The organism is Corallococcus aberystwythensis (assembly GCF_003612165.1).
Taxonomy (GTDB): domain Bacteria; phylum Myxococcota; class Myxococcia; order Myxococcales; family Myxococcaceae; genus Corallococcus; species Corallococcus aberystwythensis.
This window is the reverse complement of sequence record NZ_RAWK01000063.1, coordinates 1-22926: the sequence shown is the minus strand read 5'-3', so window position 1 is coordinate 22926 and position 22926 is coordinate 1. Positions and strand designations below refer to the sequence as shown.

Sequence of the window (22926 nt, the reverse complement as noted above, 5' to 3'; positions counted from 1 at the left end):
GTCCCACGATGGGCCCCGTTGGCATGCCATGGCGGCGCTGCTGGCACCAGGACTGGCGCTCACTACCAATCACGCCCTTGTCGGCGAAGCGGGCCGCGTCGTCGTTACATTGAGAACGCGAGGGGCCCTCACGACAACAGCTCGCATCATCGAACGCGATCCACGGAGAGACTTCGCGCTCCTGGAGATTGAGCAGTACGACCATGCCATTCAGCCTCCCCCCGCCCTAACGCTCCAACCTCCGCGGGTAGGCGCGGGATGCCAGTCCCGCAGAATAATCGAAGGTGGGCTGATTCCCTTTACCGAGCGGTTCTCGGCTGTCATTGCTCAAGTCGAAGACAGCGGACTGTTGACCCTGAGAGTCGACGGTCCACTTCTCTCAGTGGGGAGCAGTGGCGCCCCCATCGTCTCCGAAGGCCGCCTCGTCGGCATTCTTCGTTCGATCTCCTCGTCATCTGGGATGTGCCAAGCCATCCCTATGGCTTGGCTCCGAGAGAGCCCTATCTGGCCCATCGTCCAGAAGTACCTCGTGTCAGAGCACGAAGAATCAGAGCACGAAGAAGCGGTGTCGGTCCCACTGAGGACCACCGAGCGTCGATGGTTTGAACGGTTGTCACCTTCCGCGCTACAGGTTGTCTCGGTCGCGGATGGCTTGCGCCGAGCCGTCCTGAACCCCTGGTCCAAGCTCCTCCTGGAGTACCTCGTCGCGGCACTCGTAGCGGAATCAAGCGGTCCCCTTCCCAACCAGATGCGGCGCAAGGGCATCACTTCCGACGAGCTGATGGGCCGCATCCAGGAGTGGAGCCAAACTGCGATTGCTCTCAACGGAAGTTACGACGTCACTCCTCTGGAAACCGTCCCGGAGCTGTCTTCCTACGTTCGCGAAGCCCTGGAGCTCGCCGCGAAGGCAGCCGACGCTCAGCGTTCGGCTCACATCGAGAGCACTCACCTGCTCTACGGTGTCCTCTCCGTCACCGACAGCCCGCTCGTCCAGGCGATGGCGGCCATGGGCTTGAGCCGGGAACTCATCGTTGCCGAGCCCGTCGACACACCGATCCTCGCGGGCTTCCGCCCGGATGATCTCCAGGGTGAGGACCGCCTGGGCATCGACCCGGAAGTCCAGGCGCTGGTCTCCGTCCTGGCCGCGCGCGACGTCGCGCCCCCCTTGTCCCTGGGCCTCTTCGGCGACTGGGGCAGCGGCAAGAGCTTCTTCATGCGCCGCTTGGAGAAGTCCATCGACGCCGTCGCGGCGACGGCGGCCCCGGGTTACTGCGAGAAGATTGTCCAGATCCGTTTCAACGCCTGGAGCTACATCGACACGCAGAACCTCTGGGCCAGCCTGACCTCGGAGATCTTCGAACAGCTCGCCCAGAAGCTCTCCAGCGGCGACACCGTCACCGCCGCTACGAAGCGCGCTCAACTGCTCGCCGCCACGGATAGCTCGCGCAACGTGCTGGCCGAGGCCCAGAAGCAGAAGGAATCCGTCGCGCTCAGCCTCCGTCAGAGCGAGGAACGGCTCCAGAAGCTGGAGTCCGCGGAGGAAGAGCTCCGCTCCGACCTGCGAGACGTGAAGCTCAACCGGAACACCCTCCAGCGCATCCTGGAGACCACTGGACTCCAGAAACAGGCGGATGAACTCTCCGCGAAGCTCCAGCTTCCCCTGAAGCAGGCGCTGACTACCGAGGGCATCGAACAGCTGTTGGAGCTGCGCAGCCTGTCCGGACGCCTCCGCGCCTTCTGGCAATCGCTGTCGGTCAAGCCCTCCGGAGAACGGCGGAACTTCCTGCTGTTGTTGCTCGTATGTTTGGGCCTCCCCCTCCTCGCGCTGTTCGTGGCGCCTCACTTCATCGATGCCTGGAAGGAGCTGTGCGGATTCCTGGGCGTCGCCGGCATCGCGGGACTCGTGCTGAAACTCCGGCCCTTCCTCGCGGCGGCGAAGGCGGCGGCGAAGGAGCTGGAGACCGCCTGGAACGCGGCCACCGCCCAAATCGAAGAACGCAAGCAGGCCCGGCGCACGGAGCTGGAGACGGAACGCAAGGCCCTCACCCTTCAGGTGGATCAAGCCCAGAAGTCCGTGGACGAAGCCACACAGGCGCTACACGACGTGGAGGCCCAGCTTGACGCCCTGCGCGCGGACCGGCAGGTCTCCGACTTCATCCGCAAGCGGCACCAGAGCACCGACTACACCCAGCACCTGGGCGTCATCGCCCGGGCCCAGCAGGACTTCGAACGGCTCACCGAGCTGCTCAAGGCGGCGCGCGAGGAACACTCGAGCATGCCCTCCGACCTGCCGCGCATCGACCGCATCATCCTCTACATCGACGATTTGGACCGCTGCCCGGAGGACAAGGTCGTCGACGTCCTCCAGGCCGTCCACCTCCTCCTCGCCTTCGAACTGTTCGTCGTCGTGGTCGGGGTGGATTCACGCTGGCTGCTGCACTCACTCCAGCAGAGCTCCAATGTCTTCCAGTCCTCGCTCCGGAAAGACAGCGGCATGTCCACCGAGGAGCAGCACCACTGGCAATCCACGCCGCTCAACTACCTGGAGAAGATCTTCCAGATTCCCTACGCCCTGCGCGGCATGGAACCAGAGGGCTTCGGCTCCCTCATCGACGACCTGACCCAGGCCAGCGCCGAGCCCCCCGCCGCCATCCAAGCTCCGCCCAGGGAGCCCACGTCCCAGCCCGTCCTCCCCGCGCCTACGGCGTCCACGCCTGAACCGAAGCCCCTGCCCGCTCTGGAAGCCGGCCCTGCCCTCCGCGGCGAGCCGCCTCCGCCACCTCCAGCACCGCTCCTCCTGCGCATCACGGACGAGGAGCGCCGCTACATGAAGGCGCTGCATGGATTCATCCCCTCGCCTCGCGCCGCCAAGCGATTCGTCAACACGTACCGACTCCTGCACGCATCCCTCCCTCCGAACGAGCGGGCTACGTTCGTTGGGAACCAGGAGCGTCTCGGGGAGTGCCTGTTCGCCCAGTTCCTGCTCGCGCTGCTCATTGGCCACCCGGCGGAAGCGGCGCGAGTGCTGGAAACTTTGGTGGAACTCGAGCCAACGGGTTCGTGGTGGGATTTCATCTTCGGCTTCTTCGCCAACGAAACGGCGCGTGACGGGTCGCTGGAACATCGGGAGAAGCTGCTGGCGCGGATAGCGGACATCCGGGCGCAACGCATCTTTCCGGAGGACCTCACCTGCGGAACTTTCGTGAAGTGGGCCCCCCGCGTCGCGCGCTACTCCTTCCAGGCACGCTCGGTGCTGATGGCGCGGAAGAAGCCAGCGCCCTTCGTTCTACACAAGGAGAGCAAGGCCTCGTGAGGATCCAGAACTCGCTGTGCCAGACGCGGTAAGCCCGCCCCGTGAAATCCGGTCAGAAACCGGAGCGATATGTCCGTCACGTATCCCCGTTGAGTCCTTCGCGGGACCTTGGAGCCCGCGGGATGCCGGGAGCAACGCCCGCGGAGCCGGACGCGGGTGAATGCCCTCGGCGCGGAGGGGTGCATGACGGAGCTCTCGGTGGACGTGCGCGTGCAGGTGGCTCGGTGGCGGAACCTCCTCGTGGACGCGGCCCGGTGCGGCGCGCTGGAGAGCCCCCTGGCGGCCCTGAGCCATCCTCACTGGGAGCGGCGGGAACTCCAGGCCATTTGGTGGCTGCGCTCGGAGAGCCTGCTGCCCGTGGGCGTGCTCGCCATGCGCCTGGGGGGACTCGCCATGCCACGCCTGAGCCGGCTGGTGGATCGCCTGGAGGACGGCGGCCTCGTGCGCCGTGAACGCTCGGTGCGCCATGACCGGCGGCGCGTGCGCGTGCGCCTCACCGACGCGGGCCGCGCGCTCGCGGATGAACTGGACGCGCAGGTGCAGGAGCGCATGGCGAAGCTGCTGTCCCCGCTCCAGGGCGAGACGCGCAGCGCGCTGATGGACATCCTGGAGCTGTGGGTGCAGGCCCTGACCGCCCAGGCCCGCACCGCTGAGGAAGTGGCCGAGGAGAACACCGAGCTGGCCAGCGCCCCCGACGAGCTTCTAACGGCGTCGGCCGCCTGACGGATTACAGCCGCACCTCGACGACGCCCGAGCGGCGGCACGCCTCCGCTCCGTCACCTTCCCAATCCATGGCGTCTCCACCGTGCACCTGCAGCGGGAGCGCGCTGGAGGTCACGGGCCCCATGCGCCACCGGCCCGCGCTGTCCGTATCCCCGCGCACGGGCGGCAACGATGGAATCCCTCCGCCCGCGATGACCATGGCCCCCGCCACCGGCTGTCCCTCGCGGGTGACCCGCACCTCGCACGCGGACACAGCCGCGTCCTCTGGTGACAGCCGCGTCTCCACTTCCGCGAAGTCCTCGCCGACGCGCGCCGTGCTGCTCGGGCGTGACGCATACGGCGACGACGCCACCTGGATCCGGTACGTGCCGGGCTCCGTCAGGGACACCGCGAGGTTGTCGCCCTCCGGGCGGAACTCCCGCGTGGGCACGATGATCCAGTCACCCCGCGCATCGCGGCGCTCCAGCAGGTACACCGGATAGGGCGGCTCCGAGTGCTCCCTCAACTGCGCGCGCGTGAAGCCATCCATCCGGAGCACCAGCCACCGGTACACCGGCATGCGCCACACCACGTCCACCGTGCCCCGCGACTCCGCGGTCGGCGTGAACACGAAGTCCCACCACAGCGGTCCCTGGGGCCGTCCCTCCTCCTCCGCCACCTCCCGCCGGACCGTGAAGCGGGTCTCCGTCCAGGCCGGCACGTCCGGAATCGTGAAGCGGCCATCCAGCGCGAGCGGCAGCTCCTCACCATCGCCGCGCCGGTACACCGCGGTCCCCAGGGGCCGCGTCCCATCGCCCAGCAACACCCGCCCCCGCAGCGTGACGGTTTCCCCCAGGCCCTCCGGGAACATCCTCGCCACGTCCAGCGTCACCTGCGCGATGGAGCCCTCGCGCATTGAAACCTCCACCGGCTCGCTCTGCTTTCCCGAAGGCGTGCGCAACCACAGCCGCAGTGAGCGGTCCGGTGGCAGTGGCGCGAGCCGCGTCTCCCCGTCCTTCACCAGGGGCACGGGAGTGTCGTTCTCGAAGGCATGCATCAACCCTGGCGCCGCCAGCGCCAGGACCGGCAGCAGGCGGCTGACCGCATCCACGGTCTCCGGATCCGCGACCCGCTGCATCCGCACGGAGAACGTTCCTGGAATGTCGCGTGCGCCATCCAGCCGCAAGCGGATGCCCGTGGGAGGGTGTTCGCGCAGCCGGCCCAGGTCCACGCGCCCCGTCACCGGCTGCGTGGCGGGCACGTGGTCGCCCCACCAGACGGTGCCATCCGGCGAGAACGCCATGACCTGGTAGCGCGGCGCGGACGGCACCTCCACCGGTCCCACCACGCCCCCCTGCGCGGAAGCAGTGACAGGGGCCTCCACCCACTCGCGCACGTTGGCCAGGTCCTCCAGGCGCGCGGGCCCCGTGCGCGCGATGCGTTGGCGGCCCTCCTCCTCCCACCATCCGCGATCCGAATCAGAGATGAACGCCGCACCCACGCGCGCCTCTCCCTCGAACGGCCGCGAACCCTCCAGCGTTGCCGTCAGCCACAGGCCCGCGTCCGGGACCCCAGCCGTCTCGACCGGAGGAGACACCTCCGGCACCCCGGCGTCCTCGATCCACGTGGCCACGGGTGAAGGCATCGGCGGTGGCACAGGTGCGGAACGCAGCAGCATCCACGCGCCCACGCCCAGGAGCACCGCGACCAGCAACCCGCCCAGGATCCGCTTCACGCGCATGCGGCGTCAGTCCGTATCGCTGTTGGAGTACAGGGACAGCCACACCGGCGCGTGGTCCGACAGCCGGGTGACGTAGTCCACCGTGTTCGCGATGTAGTCGCGGCCCGTGCTGGAGAACTCCGTCACGTAGGTGTCCTGCATCCAGAAATGGTCGTACGCGTTGGCGTAGCCGCCGGACGTGTTCATCGTCGTGGCCACGTCCAGCTTGCACGTCACCGCGGGCGACAGGGCCTTCAGCTGGTTCCAGGACGCGTGGGTGCAGATCATGTTGTGGTCGCCCACCAGGATGACGTCCTGGTCCGTGCCGCTCGCGGACTGCACGGACGCGAACACGCCGTCGATGGCCTGCGCCTCCAGCGTGCGGTCCGCCGCCACGCCCCACACCGCGTGCCAGTTGAGGAAGGTGTAGTCCGCGCCCGTGGGCACGTGGCGCACCTTCACCACCTGCGGCTCGCGCTCGAACAGGTCCCCCGTGTCCGTCCACACCGTGGAGGACAGGAGCGACACCGTGTCCGCGCGGTACAGCACCGCGTAGGACTCCTTGTAGGACGACCGGCCGATGAGCGGCGTCACCACCGCCTTCCACGTCACCCCGGACACCTGCGTCAGGTTCTGCGCGATGGCCGTCGCCGCCGCCGCGTCCATCACCTCCTGGAGGAACACCAGGTCACAGCCGTTGTTCGACGTGCTGTTCGCGCCGAACTGGTTCCACAGCTGCTTCGCGTCATCCAGGTACGTCTGCTCGGCGGCCCATCCCTCGTGGCGGAGGTTCCAGCTCACCACCCGAAGGTACGAGCCCGCCTGCGCCAACGCAGGGAGCACCAGCACGGTCAACACCAGGACGCGCGACAAGAAGGACGACCCTCTCATTTCACGGCACCTCGGGGCCAGCGGGAGAAGAAGCGCCCCATCTTCGGCATGCCAGGGCCTCCAGGAAAGCCCCGCTGCGTGGAATCGAGGTGACAGCCCTCCCTGGCACGACACTCCCCGGACACCATTCCGCAAATGCAACTTGATTGCATGTGACTCCAAATGGCATCTATTGCGGGGCCCCGCCTTCACCCGAGGCCCCACCCCAAGGAGTCCCCATGTCCAAGCCGAAGCATCCCCATGCCCTGATCGCAGCCGTCTTCCTGCTCGCCGGCTGCGGTACCGAAGAGGCCCCCGCCCCGGAGTCGCAAGCCCCCGTCACCCAGCAGTCGGAGCTGCTCGCCGCCTGTCAGGACACGGAGGAGCTGGCGGAGGTGGCCGAGCACTCCTGCTTCCACGCCGAATACGGTCCCTTTGAGTCCGTCACCGCCGCGCCCTATGGCGGCCCGTCCTTCGTGGACGTGAGCGTGGGGCACACCGCGTACAACGTCACCCTGCCGGCCATCGCATACCAGCAGTGGACGCTCGGCTACGCGGGCTCCGTCATCTTCACCCCGGAAGAGTCCACCGAGTACGCCTTCCTCACCTCCGGCTACCGCGCGGTCCGCGTCGTCAACGCGGCCACGAATGAAGAAGTCGGCCTGGAGTGCCGCTACAACATCCCGCAGGAGGTCTGCGGCAGCCTGCGCACCGCCGTCACGGCCGACCTGGAAGGTGGCATCGACTACCGCGTGGACTTCGCGGCCGTCGTTCCCCAGCCCTCCACGTTCCTCCTCGTCATCGAGGAGACCGGGCACGACCACCACGAGGAGTAACCCCGGGTGAGTGAAGGCCCGTGGGCACCTCCAAGGCCCACGGGCCTTCCCAACATCCGAAAACTTCTGTATCTCAGTTGCATATACATCACGGATTCCGATGAGGCAGCTCCATGCGCACCCCGTTTCCAGCCCTCCTCCTGGCCGGCGGCCTCGCGGTCCTGACCGCCTGCGGCGGCGGCGACGATCCGCCCGGTCCGGACGACACGCCCCAGGAGCAGGCCGACCCATGCGCCCCCCACGGCCACATCCACCGAGAGCCTGAGGGCGACTGGTGCCACTGCGACCGGGGCTACCTGGCCAGCGAAGGGGGGCTGTCCTGCGTGACGGACCCGGACTACGTGCCGCGCGAGGGCTTCGACTTCGGGGACAACGGCGAGCACGCCTGCTTCCACGTCACCCATGGCCCCTTCGCCACCGTCACCGCGTCCCCGGAGCGGCAGCCGCGCGTGGATGACTTCCACACGCACTACACCGTCAAGCTGCGCCCGGAGAACAACCAGTCCGTGGGCACCTTCAGCTTCAAGGCCTGGGCCACCGGTGACTTCGCCCTCTACCTGAGCACGCCGGACGTCTCCGTCACCGTGAAGGAGGGCGAGCGCGTCGTGGAGCCCGTGGGCAGCCAGGCCACCGGCGCATTCTGCGACGGCCTGAAGCAGATGGTCGGCTACGAGCTGACGGACAAGGTCCAGTACACCGTCACCTTCGGCCCCACCGCGAGCACCGAGCTGGGGCTCGTCATCGAACACCTCCAGTGACGGCCTGAATCGCCCGGCCATTATTGCAACCAAGTTGCGTTTACGGCATGAGTGAGCCACCGGGCGCACCGGCGGCTCCTGGCCGCCTGGCACCCCGCCGCGCCCGGCATCCCGAAAGGAAACACCCATGTTGAAGATGAAGCGCATCGCGCTGGGCGCGCTGTTGTCGCTCGGCCTGACGGCCTGCGGACCGATGGAGGAGGCGCCGGAGGCCTCCTTCGAGGCGCAGGACTCGCAGGAGCTGGAGGCCGGTTGCACGTCGATGGGCACGGGCATCACGACGCATGCGTGCGCCCACGCCGGCAACCCCACGGACCACGTGGCCATCACGGCGAGCGCCACGCGCACCACCAGCGCGCCCGCCATCAGCACGAAGCACAAGGCCTACGACCTGACGCTGCCGTCCAGCGCCGAGGGCTCCGTCACGTACGTGCCGGCCACGACCGGCTCCTACGCGTTCTACCGGACGAAGAACGTGGCGTTCACCGTCGTCAACGGCGGCACCAGCGCGACGGTGCCGGCCGCGCTGTCGCACACCGTGTCGGCCGCTGGCTGCACGCTCGTCCACGTGTCCGTGTATGACCTGACGGCGGGCACGACGTACATCGTCGCGGCGGGCCCCGCGTCCGGCAACACGGTCACCGTGGTGCCGGAGTTCCTCAACGACACGCGCACGCGCTACTACCAGGACGCGGACAGCGACGGTTACGGCAACAACTCCGTGTCCGTCCTCACCGCGTGCACGCCGCCTTCCGGCTACACGACCCAGCGCTTCGACTGCAACGACGCGGCGGTGAGCATCAACCCGGGCGCCACGGAGATCTGTGGCAACGGCGTCGATGACAACTGCGACGGGTCGCAGTGCTGACCGCGGTCCCCTGACGCGGACCTGAGAAGGCCCGCTCCCGCGCCGGAGCACCTCACCTCGGAACGGTGCTCCGGCGTGGGTCTTTCCCCGCATGAAGGACGCTCGACGACGCGTCCTCCACCGCCTCCCCGAACGCGGCGCGCCGCTTCCGCCGCGGGCCGCCCCACCGCATGAAGGACTCCCCAATGCGTCTCTCCTCCGCCACCTTCCTGTTCGCAACCTGTGCCGCCCTCGCGTTGACGGGCTGCGATGACGACGACCCCATCGTCACGCCGGACGCCGGCACCTCGACGGACGCGGGCACCGGCATGGACGCGGGCAGCGATGCAGGCACGGACGCGGGCACGTCCACCGCCGCCGTCACCGCCTCCCTTCCCTCCGAGGGCGAGACGGACGTCTACCCGCTGGAGATGTACCTGGACGCGTCCGGGCAGACGCCGGTCATCGCGTTCCGCAAGGTGCTGGCGCTCACCTTCAGCGAGCCCATGGACCCCACCGCCGCCCGGGTCACGCTGCACGACCGCACGGACACCACCGTCCCCTCCCGCGCGCTCACCGGCACCTGGTCCGGGGACGCCCGCACGCTCACCGTCACCGTGCCGCGCACGGAGGAGAGCACCCGCCCGCTGGAGGTCTCCACGCATTACGCCCTGTCACTGGAGGCACTGAGGGACGCGGCCGGACTCGCGCTGCCAGACACCGCGCTGGACTTCACCACCGGCGAGCGCGACCCGGAGCTGGAGCACGCGTGCACGCACACGCTCGTCAACACGCCGGAGGCCGTCACCGCGGGCCGCACGCCGTTCGACTTCCCGCCCGACACCCACAACGGCCACGCGCGCTACGACGTCACCCTGCGCTCCGGTGAAGCGGGCTTCGGTGGCTACACGGGCTTCATCTCCGACCCGGACAACGCCGAGCACGTCACGCTCTACCTGGACCAGGAGGTGCCCACGAAGGTCACCAACGACACGGCGGGGACGGACGTCGCGTCGGTGCTCGCGCCCGCACGGTTCATCTGCGCCGGCATCACGCACACGGTGACGTTCACGTCGGAGCCGGGGGATCAGATCCACCTGCTCCAGTTCGGCCCCGTGGCTTCGGAGCACATCCAATTCGTGCTGGAGCGCGAATAGCAAGCCCCACACGACCCGTGGGAAGTGCGTGCGTCCACCAGGACAAGATGGGCCGCCCTGGCGGTCCAATGCCGCGCGGAAGTCTGCCCGCTACGGTGACGGTCTCTCTCGGACTCGGAGGACCACCGCATGGGCCACGCCGCCACCCGCAGGACGCTCGCCCCTTACGAGGAAGTGCAGACGTTGCCCCACTACCTGGTGGGCGAGGCACTCGACGGCGTCCTCTACGTCTCGTCGCCGCCCACCGCGCGCAAGCAGGGCCTGACGCCGCTGTTGGGTCGCGCGCCGGAGGGCTGGTGGTGGACCTCCGAGCCGCGGCTGCTGCTGGGCCAGGACGTGCTCGTGCCGGACCTGGCGGGCTGGATGGGCGGACGGCCGCCGACGCTGCCCGACGGCGCGTTCATCGACCGCGTGCCGGATTGGATCTGCGAGGTGCTGACGCCCGCCACCGCGAAGCTGGACCTGGCCGCCAAGCTGCCGCGCTACGCCCGAGCGGGCATCCGCAACGCCTGGGTCGTCAACCCCGTGCACCGCGTGGTGGAGGTCTTCCGTCAGGACCACGAGCGCTGGGTGTTGATGAACACCTTCGTCGCCGAGGAGCGCGTGCGCGCGGAACCCTTCGGCAACGTGGACCTGATGCTGTCACCGTTCTGGACCCAGGACTGAAGGCCCTGTGCCCGCGGCTTCACGCCGCGGGCTCCCACGCCCCCGTGAACGCGTCGAAGCGGCGCACGTTGACGCTCAGCGCCCGGTACACCTGCGTGTCCGTCCCCACGTCCACCGGAGTGCCCTCCGCGGGCAACGTCAGCCGGTCGAACCGCGCGCCGGTGAACCAGCGGTGCGGTTGCGGCTCCAGGACGAAGAGCCCCTCGTCGTCCAGGTCCACCTCGATGGGCACGAAGTCCACGCGCTGGAGCTCCACGGGAGGCGGGAAGTCCATCGCGACGCGGAAGGGCACGCGGGCCGCCGCCTGGGTCGCGACGCCCTCCAGGAACAGGGAGCGCCCCTCCATCACGTCCGCCTCCGCGCCCAGGGCGCTCGAAGGCGGCTGGAGCAACAGCGACAGCGACCGCGCCATGCCCGCGATGCCCGGTGAGCGTCCCAGCACGCGCACCTGTCCCGCGTCCGCGAGCAGATCAAAGACGACCTCCCGGTCCCACTCGCCCAGCACGCGGCCTCCGGAGAAGAAGTCCCCTTCGTGCGCGTGCGCGGTGGGCAGCAGCACGTCTCCCAGCCGGCGCAGCAGGGCCTGGGGCTGGAGGGGCGAGGCTTTCTCGAACAGGTAGATGGGCCCCAGCACCAGACGCGCGGTGGTGAGCGCCACGCGCCAGCCGGTGTCCGTGGTGAAGGTGCCCACCGCGGACTCACCGGGCGCGAGCGCTGTGCGCAACCCCATGCGGAAGGTGATGCTCCGGCCTCCGGTGCCGGACAGGCCGCAGCCCGCCGCGAGCGCTCCGCCCAGCATCCACGTGAAGGCACGACGGGTGGGACGCATCATGGCCGGTCCTCCTGAAGGTCCAGGTACACGGTGAGGGTGCCGCGTACGGTGCGAGGGGCACCGGCGGAGAAGTGGCGCGTGGCCAGCAGGGACGCGGGGGCGTCGGGTCCGCGGAAGTTGGAGACGTAGTTGAACTCGGACTCCCGCCAGCGCGCGTCCAGCAGGTTCTCCACGGACACGCCCAGCTCCACGGCGCGCCACCGCGCGCGGGCCGCCACGTCGAAGAGGAAGATGGATTGGCTGTAGCGGTCCAACGGCAGGGGCTTGGGCCCGATGGCGCTGTGCCCCAGCGCCACGCTCCACCCCACCGGTTGCCGGGCCACGGTGGCGGTGCCCCGCCACGACGCGTCCACGCGGCCCAGCACCTGCGGGATGTACGGCAGCACCGTGCCGTCCCACACCTTCCACGGCGAGGCACCGGGCAACGGCTGCGTCGCGCGGGCCCACGCGAGGCTCGCCTGCACGTCCAGGCGCTGCTCCCACTGGAAGCGCGCGCTGCCGAAGGCGCCCAGCCGCTGCGACGGGCCAATGGGCTGGTTGCGCCCCGTCGTCTCGCTGAACACCAGGTCCTGGGACACGCGCGTGGCGAACACGGCGCCGCGCAGCTCCAGCGTGGAGGGGCCATCCCCCCACCGCCAGCCCAGGCCCGTCTCTCCCGACGTCACCCGCGCGTAGGGCGCGAACTCCGCGTCGGACAGGCCCGCGGCATCGCTGGAGCGCGCCCCCAGGCCCGCGCTGGTCTGCCACGTGAGCCTCGGCGTCAGGCGCACCTCCGCGCTGGCCCTGGGGCTGGCGAAGAAGCCATAGGCCTCCACGGACTCCTCCGGGATGCGAGCCCCCTGCCGGTCCTCGGATGGCCGGTTCAGGTCCTCCACGCCGAACAGGAACGTGTCCACGCGCACGCCACCCCGGAGCGTGAGCCACTCCAGCGGCGCGCCTCGCAGGGACAGGTAGGCGCCCAGGTTCGTGGTGCGCACCTGGTTGTCGAAGACGGTGGCGTAGGGCGCACCGCCCTTGTCGCGCAGGCGCCGCGCGCGGGTGTGCACGTTGTCGTAGCGGGCCACGTAGCCCAGCTCCACCGGCTGCGGCTGTCCCGCCCAGGTGAGGCCCGGCGTGTAGCGTCCGCGCAGGCCCACGGTGGTGCCCTGGTAGGACTGCTCGGTGTTGTCACCGCGCTGGGCCTCGCCGATGGGCGGCGTGTCCTGGAGGAAGCCGGTGAAGTTCTCGCGGCTGCGCATCTGCCGGGCAATGGCGAAGGCCTGCTGCACGAAGCGGCCGCCGCGCTCCAGCCGGGACGTCAGCTCCACGGAGGCGATGTGGCGCTGGCTCGCGCCGCCCTGGTTCGGGTCGTAGAGACAGAAGAACTGCGAATCCGCGTCCGCGGCACACGGCAGCCGCGAGTCCACGACGTCCGTCTCCCGCACCACGCCCGCGGAGCCATAGCGCGCGCCGTAGCTCGCGCCGAACAGGCGCAGCTTCGTCTCCGGCCCCAGGCGCAGCTCTGTCTGGGCCATGAGGCCCGCGTTCGCATACGCGCGGTTCGGACCGAAGCCGTGTCCCTGGCGCAGCAGCACGCCGACGAAGGTGGCGGCGGTGGACTCCGGCGGTCCCCACACCAGGGACAGCCGGCGGGACGCGAAGCTGCCGTAGCTGGCGGACGCGGTGATGCCCCGCCGCTCCAGTCCCAGCTGGTACTCCACGGTGCCCGCGACGCCGAAGTCCCCCTGCGACGGATCATAGGGCCCCTCCGTCACGCGCAGGGACTGCACCAGCTCCGGGATGATGAAGTACGTGTCCGCGTAGCCGTGGCCGTGGGCCTGGGAGACTTCGTTGAGGGGCACGCCGTCCAGGCGGATCTCCACGTCCTTGCCCTCGCCCGCGTCGAAGCCGCGCAGGTACACGGTCTCCGCGTGCCCTTCCCCACCGTGGTTGGCGAGCATCACCCCCGGCGCCAGCAGCATCAGGTCCGTCGCCGAGTTGCGAGGCACGTCCGCCAGCTGCCCCACCGTGATGTGGAAGTCCCCCACCGCGACCGGAGGCGGCGCGGCGGACTGCCCACGCACCGTGGTGGAGAACGCGGGCGGCTCCGGCTTCGCGGGCACCGGAGGCAGCTCCGGTTCCGGTTCCGGCTCCGGCTCTGGAACCGGTGCGGCCACCGGCTCGAACACCACCGGCACGTCCACCCGCACCTCCAGCGGTTCCTCGCCACGCCGCGCGGGTTCGAAGCGCCAGCGCAGGGCCGCCGCCATCGCGGCCCGGTCGAACGCCTGCCCTCCGGACTCCCGCACCTCCACCTGGGACACCTCGCCCCCGGCGTCGATGGTCAGCCGCAGCAGCACGCGCACCGCCTCCGTCAACGGCGGCACGTCCGCCGGCATCGCGGGCGGCTGCGCCTCCACGGGCACGGGCGGCGTCACGGGCACTTCGGGCGACGCGCTCAACAGCCAGAGCACCAGCGTCGGGATGAACACGGCAACGACCTCGGGCGGCGGGGTCCACCCGGCACAGGCGGTCCTCCCAACAGCGGTCCGTGGATATCGCAACCCAGACTTGACTTGCAACACTGTTGCAAATACCAACCAGCTACATGAACCAACGAAGCAAGTGGATCCGGGGCCTGCTCGTGGGCGCGCTGGGGCTCGTGGCCTCCGGCTGCGGCGACGCCGTGGCGCGGGGCGATGTGCGGGTGACGCTGAGCGGCGGGGACGGCACGCAGCGCGGCTACGCGGATCACCTCTTCCAGGATGGCTGGTCCGTGCAGTTCACGAAGTACCTGGTGTCCCTGGGCGACTTCACCCTCACCTCCGCGGCCGGCGACGTACGGGCGACGTCCGAGCACCGGGTGGTGGACGTGCAGAAGGGGGACGTGCCCCTCACCGGCCTTGAGGGCCTGGAGGCGGGGCGCTACGGCGTGGCCTTCCGCGTGAGCCCGCCGGAGGCGCGCACCGTGGCGGGCGCATCCGTGTCCGCGGACGATCTGGCGATGATGCGCGAGCGCGGCTTCAGCTACTTCGTGGAGGGCCGCGCGCAGAACCGCGACCCCGCGCTGGGCCTCTACACCTTCCGCATGGGCTTCCCCGTCAACGCGCGGATGGTGGACTGCATCAACGGCGTGGACGGGACGCAGGGCATCGTCGTGCCGGAGGGCTCCGTGGCGGAGGCGGAGGTCACCATCCACGCCGAGCACATGTTCTACGACCGGCTGGGCACCCACCGCGGCGTGCAGCTGCGCTTCGAGGCCATCGCCGCCACCGCGGACACCCACCACGCCATCACGCCGGAGGGACTGGCGTCCCAGGACCTGCTCGACCTGCGCGGCCTGGACGGCGGCGAGCTGCGCGACGCCCAGGGCCAGCCCGTCGTCTACCAGCCCGGCGCCTACGCCTTGCGCACGCTCCAGGAGTTCGTCACCCAGAGCATCGTTGATCAGGCGCATCTCAACGGCGGCGGCGTCTGCACCGTCGCCGCGCCTTGAGGGCCTCCCGTCACCCGGGAAGGCCCCCGGCGGGACGTCAGGCCTTGGGCGATTCCTTCGCGGAGCGCTGCGCTTCGACCTCGCGGCGCACGTCGTCCATGTTCAGCGCACGGACCTGCCGCAAGAGGTCCTCCAGTGCCGCCGCCGGCATCGCGCCCGGCTGCTCGAACAGGAGGATGCCGTCCCGGAACACCATCAGCGTGGGGATGGAGCGGATCTCGAAGGCCCCTGAAAGCTCCGGCTGCGCTTCGGTGTCGATCTTCCCGAAGACGACGTCCGCGTGCTTGTTGGAAGTGCTTTCGAAGATGGGAGCGAACGAGCGGCACGGACCGCACCAGGTCGCCCACCAGTCCAGGATGACGATGCCACCCTTGCCCACCGTCTCCTTGAAGTTGTCCTTCGTGATTTCGAGCGTCGCCATGATGGCCTCCTAACGAACGTCCAACAGCTCCACCTCGAAAAGGAGGGTGGCGTTGGGGGGAATCACACCGGCCGCGCCGCGCGAGCCGTAGCCCAGCTCCGGCGGGATGGTGAGCTTGCGGACGCCGCCCACCTTCATGCCCGCGACGCCCTGGTCCCAGCCCTGGATGACCTGGCCGGCGCCCAGCCCGAAGGTGAAGCCCTGGCCGCGGTCCCGGCTGCTGTCGAACTTCTTGCCGTCCGTGAGGGTGCCCACGTAGTGCACCGTCACCCGCTTGCCCGAGACCGCTTCCGCGCCGGTCCCGACCTTCACGTCTTCAATTCCCAGGCTCATGCCAGGCTCCTTGGCGGGAATCCGCCATGCAAAAATGCGCACTCTAATGCCGGGCGCAGCCTGCCGCCTCCCTGAATGGCGGGAGCCCTGCCGGAATAAAAAAGTGGCGGCGGAGCTCCGGATGATTCCGGACACCCCGCCGCCAGCTCCTGCCATGGAGACCTTCACTTCAAGCTTCCGGTCAGAACGTGCCACCCACGTTCAGCGTCGTGGTGTAGCTACCGCCACCCGCCGGGTCGCTGCCGCCCGGGTCGATGTCCGGGGCGAACTGCTTGTCGAACAGGAAGTTGTAGTAGCCACGCAGGTCCGCGGTGAAGTGGCCGAAGTGGCCGCGCACGCCCACGCCCGCCGGGATGTTGCCCACGGTGTCGTCGCTGTAGCCAAGCGACTCACCGCCGCGGAAGTGGTAGTTGCTGATGCCGATGCCGCCCAGCAGGTACGGCTGCACCGCCGCCGGCGAGATGGCGAGCGTCAGGGCCGCCTGGCCACCGTTGCGCACCAGGTCCGGGCCGTCGTCAGCACCCGCGGCGCCCGCGTCCTTGATGTTGTTCAAGGCGCCGGAGTAGCCGACCTCCACACCCAGCACGGACGTCGGCTTGAGCGACGCCGTCACGGCCGCGGAGGGGCCGGGGGCAATCTGCGGAGCCAGGGCGCCGGTGTAGCCTTCCACACCACCACCGATGAGCAGCGTCAGGCCCTTCTTGTCGTTCTTGTCCTTCTTCTCCACCTCGAGCGGCTTGACCTCCTCGCTGGACGCCGTGGGCGCGTAGCTCGGAGGCGGCGTGGTCATGCCGCTGCCGCCCGTGGCGTCCTGCTGGCTCATGCCGCCGCTGCTGGAGCCGGTCGGAGGAGGCGGAGGCGCGGGGGGCTCGGCCGCGGGAGGCTGCGCCGTGGGAGCCGGAGCGAGGTCCTGGCTCTCCGGCGTGATGCCACTGGCGCCACTGCCACCCACGCCGGACTGATCCACCGGCTCGCAGCGCAGCGGCATGTTCAGGTAGACCGCGCCGCTGCCACCCGTGGCCCCCGCGCTGGGGCTGCTCAGGCCCTGGTCGCTGGTGCCCAGGCTGCTCTTCGAGGAGTCATCAATCGATGACCCGGAGGAACCGCTGCCACCCGTTCCCTGAAGCGACTCATCCACCGGTGCTTCCTCGATGAGGAGGTCTTCCTCCTGCACCGCGTCCCCGGAAGACTGCGCCGTCTGGTCCTTGTTCTCCTTGTCCTTGTGAACCGCGGCCTGCCCCGGAGGGCAATCCTTCTCCGCCGCACCAGCGCCCGTCCCATACATGAGCGCCGCGATGGCGCCCGCCAGAATCTTCGCTTTCATCAAACCCTCCACCGTCGACTGACTGACATGAAGGTTGTCGTGCGAGGGACATCCGGCAAGCCTTGCTCAGGTCATCACGGACAGCTGACCTGCCCGCCTGCCCTCCAGGGGAGAAGGCGTGGTTTCAGAGCCACTTCACGGGGGCGGAGGGCTTGAATGCCCCTCCGTCCACCGTCAAAGACAGACGTTGAAAGGCAATGCGCTCACGCGCCGCGCAGCCACGCCGAACCGGTGACGACAGGCAGTTGCAGCGCGCGTTCCCGGTCCAGGTCCAGGTTGCCGATGTGCAGCGACAGCGGCGCCTGCACCCACTTGTAGATGGACTGGTGGAACAGGCGCACGAAGCGGTCCACGTACCCGCCCAGCCGTTCGGCATCCACCTCCGGGAACATGGCGGTGAGCGCGGTGCGCATCTCCGACGGGGTGAGCTTCTCGCCCGCGTGCAGGTAGAAGCACGCGTCCAGGATGGGGAAGGGCATCAGCTCCTCCTCGCCCACCTGATCATGCGCCAGCTCCGGCCCCGCGGGCTTGGCCAGCACCTTGCGGATGCCCTCGTAGCCGGTGGTCTCCTGCAGGTAGTCCAGGAGGTACATCACCACCGTCTTGGGCACGTTGGCGATGACCGCGAGCGCGCCCATCAGGTCGCCGCCGATGGTGGTGTAGCCCACGGACTTCTCGCTCATGTTGCCTGTCTGGAGGAACAGGCCGCCGCAGGAGTTGCTCCAGTTCCACATGCGCTGGGCGCGGATGCGGGCCTGGATGTTCTGCTCGGTGATGGGGGTGAGCTTCGCGTCGCCCAGCATCTGCTGCGCGGCGGCCTTCTCCCGCTCGAAGGCCTCTTCAATGGAGACCACCTGGAAGGGCACGCCCAGCTCCCGCGCGATGGTCTCCGCCGCGTCGCGCGTCTGCTGACTGGAGTACGGGCTGGGCATGTAGAACGCCTGGATGAGCGAGCCCGGGTTGTCCGGCCGCGCGCGCTTCGCGTACCGGTGCGCGATGAGCAGCGTGAGCAGCGAGTCCCGCCCGCCCGACAGCGCGATGCCGAACAGCTTGAAGGCGCGCGTCTTCTCGAAGTAGTCGCCCACGCCCAGGGACAGCGCGTCCAGGATGTCCTCGCACAGCGCCACGCGCGCGGTGCGGCGGGTGTCCGGCGCGGGCAGGAAGAAGCTGCGGTGCGCGGGCACGGGAAACGCCAGCTTCTGGCGCTGGGTCTTCACCGCCTGCGTGCAGTCCAGGGTAGGCACCTGCTTGCCGCCGCCCGTCACCCAGTCCTCGCGGTCCACGCGCCAGGTGGTGTTCTCCGTGCGCAGGCGCAGCGTGCGGTCCAGGTCCACCACGGCGGAGGTGAAGCCCTGCTGGAAGCGCGGCGTCTCCAGCACGTGGCGGCCGTTCTGGTTGATGAAGCCGCCGCCGTCGAAGATGAGGCCGTCGTTGCTGCCCACCGCGTTCGCGTACGCGATGGTCACCTGGTGGTCGGACGCGCGCGTGGCGAGCAGCTCGCGGCGCGTCTCCCAGAAGCCCAGCCGGAAGGGGGACGCGGACAGGTTCACCACCAGCTCTCCGCCGGAGTACGCGCGCCGGCGCATGGGGCCATCCGCGCTCCAGATGTCCTCGCACACCTCCGGCGCCACCGTGCCGAAGTCGAACTGGAACATGTAGTCGCCCAGCGGGACGCCCCGGTGCTCTTCCGCCATGCCCGGCTGGCCGTGGCCGAACGTGCGGCCCTCGTAGAAGACGTTGTACGTGGGCAGCTTCTCCTTCGGGACGAGGCCCAGCACCTTGCCGCCCGCCACCACCGCCGCGCAGTTGAGGCGCACGCCCTGGTGGGCCACGCCCACGCCCAGGATGCTCACCAGGGGCAGCGACGCGGTCTCCTTCGCGAAGCGCTCCAGCTGGGGCCACTGGTGGTCGATGAAGCCCTGCCACTGGACCAGGTCCTCCGCGGGGTAGCCGGCAATCACTTGTTCGGGGAAGACGCCCAGTGTGACGTCGTCCGCCGCCATCTTCCTCGCCAGGTCCAGCACCCGGTCGGTGTTCGCCTGGAAGGCGCCCACGGTGGTGTTGACGCTGGCGATGCCAATCTTCACGAGCCGCATGGTGCGTCGCTCTCCCTGGGAAGGCGTGATGCCCCGAGCAATGCGCGCCTGGGGCGGTCAGGGCAAGCGGATGATGCGGCCCGCGGGCCCGGGGCGTTCAGTTCCGCGGAAGGCCCCGGGAGATGGCGGGCTAGTTCAGCGGTCCGCTGGGGCGCACCGGCTGCAGCTGGCCCAGGAGGTCGCTCACGTCCTCCAGCACCTGCGCCAGGCGGCGCCGGACGTCCAGCTCCGCCAGCAGCTCCTGCCGCCGGCCGGGCTCCGGCACCAGCGAGGACGCCACCACGTCCGCCAGCATGCCCCCACCCGCGCGCGCGGCCACCGGCATCAGGCTCTCCGCGAACGAGGGGGGCACCCGGCCCGCCAGCTCGAAGACGGCCTGGCGCAGCTGCTCCTCCTCCGGCCCCGTGTAGGGTGCATCCGGCAGCACCTGGGCGCGCACCTGGCGGTAGAGCGTGCCCGGCGTCAGCTCCTCCACCACCCGCACCCGGCTGACGCCCTGCAGGAGGATGTTGTAGCGCCCGTCCTCCACCTGTTCGTCCCAGACGATGACGCCCGCGCACATCAGGGGCTGCAACGGAGGACGGCCCTCGTAGTTCCCCTCCCAGCCCGGCTCCAGCTGGCCCAGCGCCAGCACCCGGTCCGTGGCGAGCGCGTCCTTCACCAGCGCCCGGTAGCGCGGCTCGAAGATGTGCAGGGGAATCACGGTGTGCGGAAACAGGACCGCCGACGGCAGCGGAAACACCTTCAGTGAGATGGCGGCGCGTTCCACGGTTTCTTGTGCGGTCATGGTCACCCTTCTTCCGTGTGTAAGACCCTGGGGCAGGGGGCGCATTCCAATCAGGCAGGCATCCGGGCCCGGCGTCCCGGTGGCAAGGGCCCCGGGTTCCGCTAGGGTGCGCCCCCGCATGTCTCCTACCGAGCCCGTCTCTCCCGCCCCGGCCTCCCCGGCCGCCGACACCCCGAAGCTGTCCTGGTACCGCCGGATGTACCTGCGCGTGGAGGCTGCCGCGTCCACCCCGCACGCGCTCGCCACGATGATGGCGGTGTCGGTGGTGGATGGCTCCGTCTTCCCCATCCCGCCCTTCGCCGTGCTGGTGCCCATGGTGCTCGCCCAGCCGAAGAAGTGGGTGCGCTACTGCCTGCTGGGCACCCTGGCGAGCCTCGTGGGCGGCCTCATCGGCTACGGGCTGGGGGCGTTCGTGGGCGAGGGCATCACGCAGCTGCTGCACATCGACCTGGACGTGCGCGTGGACCGCTTTGGCGTGTCCGGCACGGTGGGCGAACTCCTGGGGCGCAACTTCTGGGTGCTGGCGCTCCTGTGCTCCATCCTGCCCACGCCGTTCAAGATCGTCGCCATTGGCAGCGGCCTGGTGTCGGTGCCGCTGGAGCAGTTCCTCCTGGCGTCCGTCATCGGCCGCTCGGTGCGCTTCTTCCTGGTGGGCAGCGTGGTGCGCTTCTTCGGCCCCACCGCCCGCAAGTGGCTGCGCGTCTGACGCGCGCCTAATGGCCGCGGCGCGTGCCGCCCACCGCGCCGCGCGCCGCGACCTCCTCCGGGGGGCTGCCCTCCAGCACCGCTTCCACCGTGGCCAGCAGCACGTCCGGGCGCACCGGCTTCTCCAGCACCCGTTGGGCCACGGTCTCCACGAAGGCGCGCGCCTCCGGCGACGACGCACCGCCGGAGATGAACACCACGCGCGACGCCAGCGCGGGCGCCTCCCGCTGGAGCCGCCGGTACACCGCGATGCCGTCCATGCCCGGCATCTGCAAGTCGCACAGCACCACGTCGAAGGACTCGCCCGCGGCCACCTTCGCCAGCGCGTCCTCGCCGCGCGTGGTGGTGACGACCTCGTGGCCAGGCTCCAGCAGCAGGCGCATGGACTGCGCCAGCCGGGGCTCGTCGTCCACGATGAGCACCCGCCCCCGCCGCCCGGAAGCGGCCTCCGTCTCCGGCATTGAAGGCTCCACGGCCGGCGGGGACGGCGGGCGCACCGCGCCCTGCACGGGCGCGGGCGGCAGCAGCAGCGTGAAGGTGGCGCCCTTCCCCGGCACGCTGTGCACGCGCAGTTCGCCCCCGTGCGTGCGGACGATCTGCTGACAGATGGCGAGCCCCAGGCCGGTGCCCTCGGCACTGCCCTTCGTGGTGAAGAAGGGGTCGAAGATGCGCGGCAGCACGTCCGGCGGGATGCCGCCGCCGGTGTCCTCCACCTCCACGCGCGCCTGGCCGGACGCGTCCGTGCCGGTGCGCACGCGCACCTCGTGGCGGCCGGGGTCCCCTTCCGGGATGGCCTGCATGGCGTTCACCAGCAGGTTGAGCAGCACCTGCCCCAGCCGCGCCTCGCTGCCCAGCACGCGCGGCACCGGCCCGAAGTCCTCCACCAGCCGCGCGCGCGCGCGCAGGGCGTGCAGCACCACGCGCACCGCGGGCGGCACCAGCGCGTTCAGGTCCACCAGCCCGCGCTCCGGCGCGCCCTCGCGGCTGAACACCTGCAGGTCCCTCACGATGAGGCGGATGCGCTCCGCGCCCTCCTGGGCCCCGCGGATGCTGGAGAGCGCGTCGCGCACGCCCTCCGGAGCCGCCGCCCCTTCCGCCGCCAGCCTGCGCCGGGCGGCCTCCAGGTTCAGCGCCAGGTAGGCCAGCGGGTTGTTGATTTCATGGCCCACGCCCGCGGCCAGCGTGCCCACCGCCGCCACGCGCTCCGCGGCCACCAGCCGCGCCTGCAGCTCCTTCGTCGCGGTGACGTCGCGGTGGGTGGCCACGAAGTGCGTCACGGCCTCGCCGTTGGCGCGCACCGGGGACAGCTGCATCTCGCTCCACACCCGCGTGCCGTCCGGCCGCGTCAGCGCCACCTCCGCGCGCAGCGAGCGCTCCTCGCGCAGCGCCTCCGCCAGCCGCTGCCGGTCCCCGCCGTCGCCGGACGCCAGCAGGTCCCCGGGCGCCGCGCCGACCAGCTCCTCGCGGCGCCGGCCCACCAGCGCGCAGAGGGCCTCGTTGGCGAAGACGGTGTGGAGCCCGCCGGATTCGCGCACCTCGCAGATGAGCACGCCTTCGTGCACCGCGCGCACGGTGGTGGCCAGCAGCTCCAAGAGCTCCACCGCCTGGCGGCGCTCCGCGCGCGCCGCCGCGAGCAGCAGGCCCGTCAGCGTGGTGATGCCGATGAAGAGCTGCAGCACCACCAGGCCCCGGTACGGCAGGTCCACCATGAAGAACGGGCCCAGCTCGCGCGCCGTGCCGGCGATGGCCGCCAGCGCGATGGAGAGCGAGGACAGCGCCGCCCCCCGCAGCCCGAAGCCCAGGGCCGCCCAGGCCATCAGCGGGAAGAGCAGGAACGTCAGCGCGTGCGCCGCGCCGGAGCCCGGCCGGGGGAAGGCGAAGATGCCCACGCACACCGCCGTCGTCAGCGCCGTGAGCAGCAGCGCCTCCCACGAGCGCTCCATGCGCCGGGGCCTGCGCAGCAGCAGCACCGGCGTCACCAGCAGCATGCCCAGCAGGTCCGCCATCCACCACAGCCAGCCGGAAGGTCCCCACTGCGCGGCGGAAACCACCCCGCCCAGCACCAGCCCCAGCGTGCCCAGCCC

General features: G+C 70.1%; 19 protein-coding genes and 1 pseudogene. 10 read left to right on the top strand and 10 right to left on the bottom strand.

Annotated features, from left to right (window positions below):
* Positions 1–28 precede the first annotated feature (28 nt).
* The 3 genes and pseudogenes from D7W81_RS44390 to D7W81_RS12805 all read left to right on the top strand — a co-directional run.
* A pseudogene (locus D7W81_RS44390) lies at positions 29–421 on the top strand (trypsin-like peptidase domain-containing protein); the annotation flags it as partial.
* Positions 422–652: 231 nt separating this feature from the next.
* The gene (locus D7W81_RS12810) at positions 653–3313 is read left to right on the top strand and encodes a P-loop NTPase fold protein (protein WP_158621578.1); all 2661 of its coding nucleotides are present in this window, start codon (positions 653–655) and stop codon (positions 3311–3313) included.
* A 183-nt stretch (positions 3314–3496) separates the two neighbouring features.
* A complete protein-coding gene (locus D7W81_RS12805) occupies positions 3497–4036 on the top strand; it encodes a winged helix DNA-binding protein (protein ID WP_120555645.1) in 540 nt (179 codons plus the stop codon).
* Between the two features lie 4 nt (positions 4037–4040).
* Here D7W81_RS12805 and D7W81_RS12800 read toward each other — a convergent pair whose 3' ends face one another.
* Both D7W81_RS12800 and D7W81_RS12795 read right to left on the bottom strand, forming a co-directional pair.
* A complete protein-coding gene (locus tag D7W81_RS12800) occupies positions 4041–5756 on the bottom strand; it encodes a carboxypeptidase regulatory-like domain-containing protein (RefSeq protein ID WP_120555644.1) in 1716 nt (571 codons plus the stop codon).
* A gap of 6 nt (positions 5757–5762) precedes the next feature.
* Entirely contained in the window at positions 5763–6608 is an 846-nt protein-coding gene (locus D7W81_RS12795) for an exonuclease/endonuclease/phosphatase family protein (RefSeq protein ID WP_244227173.1), read from the bottom strand.
* Between the two features lie 236 nt (positions 6609–6844).
* On the opposite strand from D7W81_RS12795, the gene D7W81_RS12790 reads away from it, so the two are divergent.
* From D7W81_RS12790 to D7W81_RS12770, 5 genes are all read left to right on the top strand, one after another.
* Positions 6845–7441, top strand: coding sequence for a hypothetical protein (locus D7W81_RS12790; RefSeq protein WP_120555642.1), 597 nt, complete (start codon positions 6845–6847; stop codon positions 7439–7441).
* A gap of 113 nt (positions 7442–7554) precedes the next feature.
* Complete coding sequence (locus tag D7W81_RS12785; protein WP_120555641.1) at positions 7555–8199, top strand: hypothetical protein; 645 nt, start codon at positions 7555–7557, stop codon at positions 8197–8199.
* 127 nt (positions 8200–8326) lie between these two features.
* Entirely contained in the window at positions 8327–9067 is a 741-nt protein-coding gene (locus D7W81_RS12780) for a putative metal-binding motif-containing protein (protein ID WP_120555640.1), read from the top strand.
* Positions 9068–9252: 185 nt separating this feature from the next.
* On the top strand, positions 9253–10203 hold the full coding sequence (locus D7W81_RS12775) for an Ig-like domain-containing domain (protein WP_120555639.1): 951 nt from the start codon (positions 9253–9255) through the stop codon (positions 10201–10203).
* A gap of 129 nt (positions 10204–10332) precedes the next feature.
* A complete protein-coding gene (locus D7W81_RS12770; protein WP_120555638.1) occupies positions 10333–10869 on the top strand; it encodes a Uma2 family endonuclease in 537 nt (178 codons plus the stop codon).
* A 19-nt stretch (positions 10870–10888) separates the two neighbouring features.
* Here D7W81_RS12770 and D7W81_RS12765 read toward each other — a convergent pair whose 3' ends face one another.
* Together D7W81_RS12765 and D7W81_RS12760 are read right to left on the bottom strand one after the other, a co-directional pair.
* Positions 10889–11701, bottom strand: a complete 813-nt coding sequence (locus D7W81_RS12765) for a hypothetical protein (RefSeq protein WP_120555637.1) — start codon at positions 11699–11701, stop codon at positions 10889–10891.
* Positions 11698–14172, bottom strand: coding sequence for a TonB-dependent receptor domain-containing protein (locus D7W81_RS12760; RefSeq protein ID WP_120555636.1), 2475 nt, complete (start codon positions 14170–14172; stop codon positions 11698–11700). Before D7W81_RS12760 ends, D7W81_RS12765 begins: the two co-directional genes overlap by 4 nt.
* 116 nt (positions 14173–14288) lie before the next feature.
* Here D7W81_RS12760 and D7W81_RS12755 point away from each other — a divergent pair, with 116 nt between their 5' ends.
* A complete protein-coding gene (locus D7W81_RS12755) occupies positions 14289–15176 on the top strand; it encodes a hypothetical protein (RefSeq protein ID WP_120555635.1) in 888 nt (295 codons plus the stop codon).
* A gap of 37 nt (positions 15177–15213) precedes the next feature.
* Here D7W81_RS12755 and trxA read toward each other — a convergent pair whose 3' ends face one another.
* The 5 genes from trxA to D7W81_RS12730 form a co-directional block, all read right to left on the bottom strand.
* Positions 15214–15597 carry a thioredoxin gene (gene trxA / locus D7W81_RS12750; protein ID WP_120555634.1) on the bottom strand — a complete coding sequence of 128 codons (384 nt, stop codon included), beginning with the start codon at positions 15595–15597 and terminating at the stop codon, positions 15214–15216.
* A gap of 9 nt (positions 15598–15606) precedes the next feature.
* Positions 15607–15930: an FKBP-type peptidyl-prolyl cis-trans isomerase gene (locus tag D7W81_RS12745; RefSeq protein WP_120555633.1), complete on the bottom strand. Its 324-nt coding sequence runs from the start codon at positions 15928–15930 to the stop codon at positions 15607–15609.
* 181 nt (positions 15931–16111) lie between these two features.
* Positions 16112–17254, bottom strand: a complete 1143-nt coding sequence (locus D7W81_RS12740; RefSeq protein ID WP_208721278.1) for a hypothetical protein — start codon at positions 17252–17254, stop codon at positions 16112–16114.
* Between the two features lie 203 nt (positions 17255–17457).
* Positions 17458–19350, bottom strand: a complete 1893-nt coding sequence (gene nadE, locus D7W81_RS12735) for an NAD(+) synthase (RefSeq protein ID WP_120555632.1) — start codon at positions 19348–19350, stop codon at positions 17458–17460.
* A gap of 130 nt (positions 19351–19480) precedes the next feature.
* The gene (locus tag D7W81_RS12730) at positions 19481–20137 is read right to left on the bottom strand and encodes an LON peptidase substrate-binding domain-containing protein (RefSeq protein ID WP_120555631.1); all 657 of its coding nucleotides are present in this window, start codon (positions 20135–20137) and stop codon (positions 19481–19483) included.
* Between the two features lie 118 nt (positions 20138–20255).
* On the opposite strand from D7W81_RS12730, the gene D7W81_RS12725 reads away from it, so the two are divergent.
* Entirely contained in the window at positions 20256–20843 is a 588-nt protein-coding gene (locus D7W81_RS12725; RefSeq protein ID WP_120555630.1) for a YqaA family protein, read from the top strand.
* Between the two features lie 7 nt (positions 20844–20850).
* Here the strand turns inward: D7W81_RS12725 and D7W81_RS12720 are convergent.
* A partial coding sequence (locus D7W81_RS12720) for an ATP-binding protein (protein WP_120555629.1) occupies positions 20851–22926 on the bottom strand: 2076 nt, incomplete at its 5' end.

Bases quoted from the DNA above. Each gene is read 5' to 3' on its own strand.
- D7W81_RS12780 (WP_120555640.1), top strand. From the start codon at position 8,327: ATGTTGAAGATGAAGCGCATCGCGCTGGGCGCGCTGTTGTCGCTCGGC.
- trxA (WP_120555634.1), bottom strand. From the start codon at position 15,597: ATGGCGACGCTCGAAATCACGAAGGACAACTTCAAGGAGACGGTGGGC.
- D7W81_RS12800 (WP_120555644.1), bottom strand. From the start codon at position 5,756: ATGCGCGTGAAGCGGATCCTGGGCGGGTTGCTGGTCGCGGTGCTCCTG.
- D7W81_RS12785 (WP_120555641.1), top strand. From the start codon at position 7,555: ATGCGCACCCCGTTTCCAGCCCTCCTCCTGGCCGGCGGCCTCGCGGTC.
- D7W81_RS12740 (WP_208721278.1), bottom strand. From the start codon at position 17,254: ATGAAAGCGAAGATTCTGGCGGGCGCCATCGCGGCGCTCATGTATGGG.
- D7W81_RS12790 (WP_120555642.1), top strand. From the start codon at position 6,845: ATGTCCAAGCCGAAGCATCCCCATGCCCTGATCGCAGCCGTCTTCCTG.
- D7W81_RS12755 (WP_120555635.1), top strand. From the start codon at position 14,289: ATGAACCAACGAAGCAAGTGGATCCGGGGCCTGCTCGTGGGCGCGCTG.
- D7W81_RS12770 (WP_120555638.1), top strand. From the start codon at position 10,333: ATGGGCCACGCCGCCACCCGCAGGACGCTCGCCCCTTACGAGGAAGTG.
- D7W81_RS12730 (WP_120555631.1), bottom strand. From the start codon at position 20,137: ATGACCGCACAAGAAACCGTGGAACGCGCCGCCATCTCACTGAAGGTG.
- nadE (WP_120555632.1), bottom strand. From the start codon at position 19,350: ATGCGGCTCGTGAAGATTGGCATCGCCAGCGTCAACACCACCGTGGGC.
- D7W81_RS12805 (WP_120555645.1), top strand. From the start codon at position 3,497: ATGACGGAGCTCTCGGTGGACGTGCGCGTGCAGGTGGCTCGGTGGCGG.
- D7W81_RS12765 (WP_120555637.1), bottom strand. From the start codon at position 11,701: ATGATGCGTCCCACCCGTCGTGCCTTCACGTGGATGCTGGGCGGAGCG.
- D7W81_RS12725 (WP_120555630.1), top strand. From the start codon at position 20,256: ATGTCTCCTACCGAGCCCGTCTCTCCCGCCCCGGCCTCCCCGGCCGCC.
- D7W81_RS12745 (WP_120555633.1), bottom strand. From the start codon at position 15,930: ATGAGCCTGGGAATTGAAGACGTGAAGGTCGGGACCGGCGCGGAAGCG.
- D7W81_RS12775 (WP_120555639.1), top strand. From the start codon at position 9,253: ATGCGTCTCTCCTCCGCCACCTTCCTGTTCGCAACCTGTGCCGCCCTC.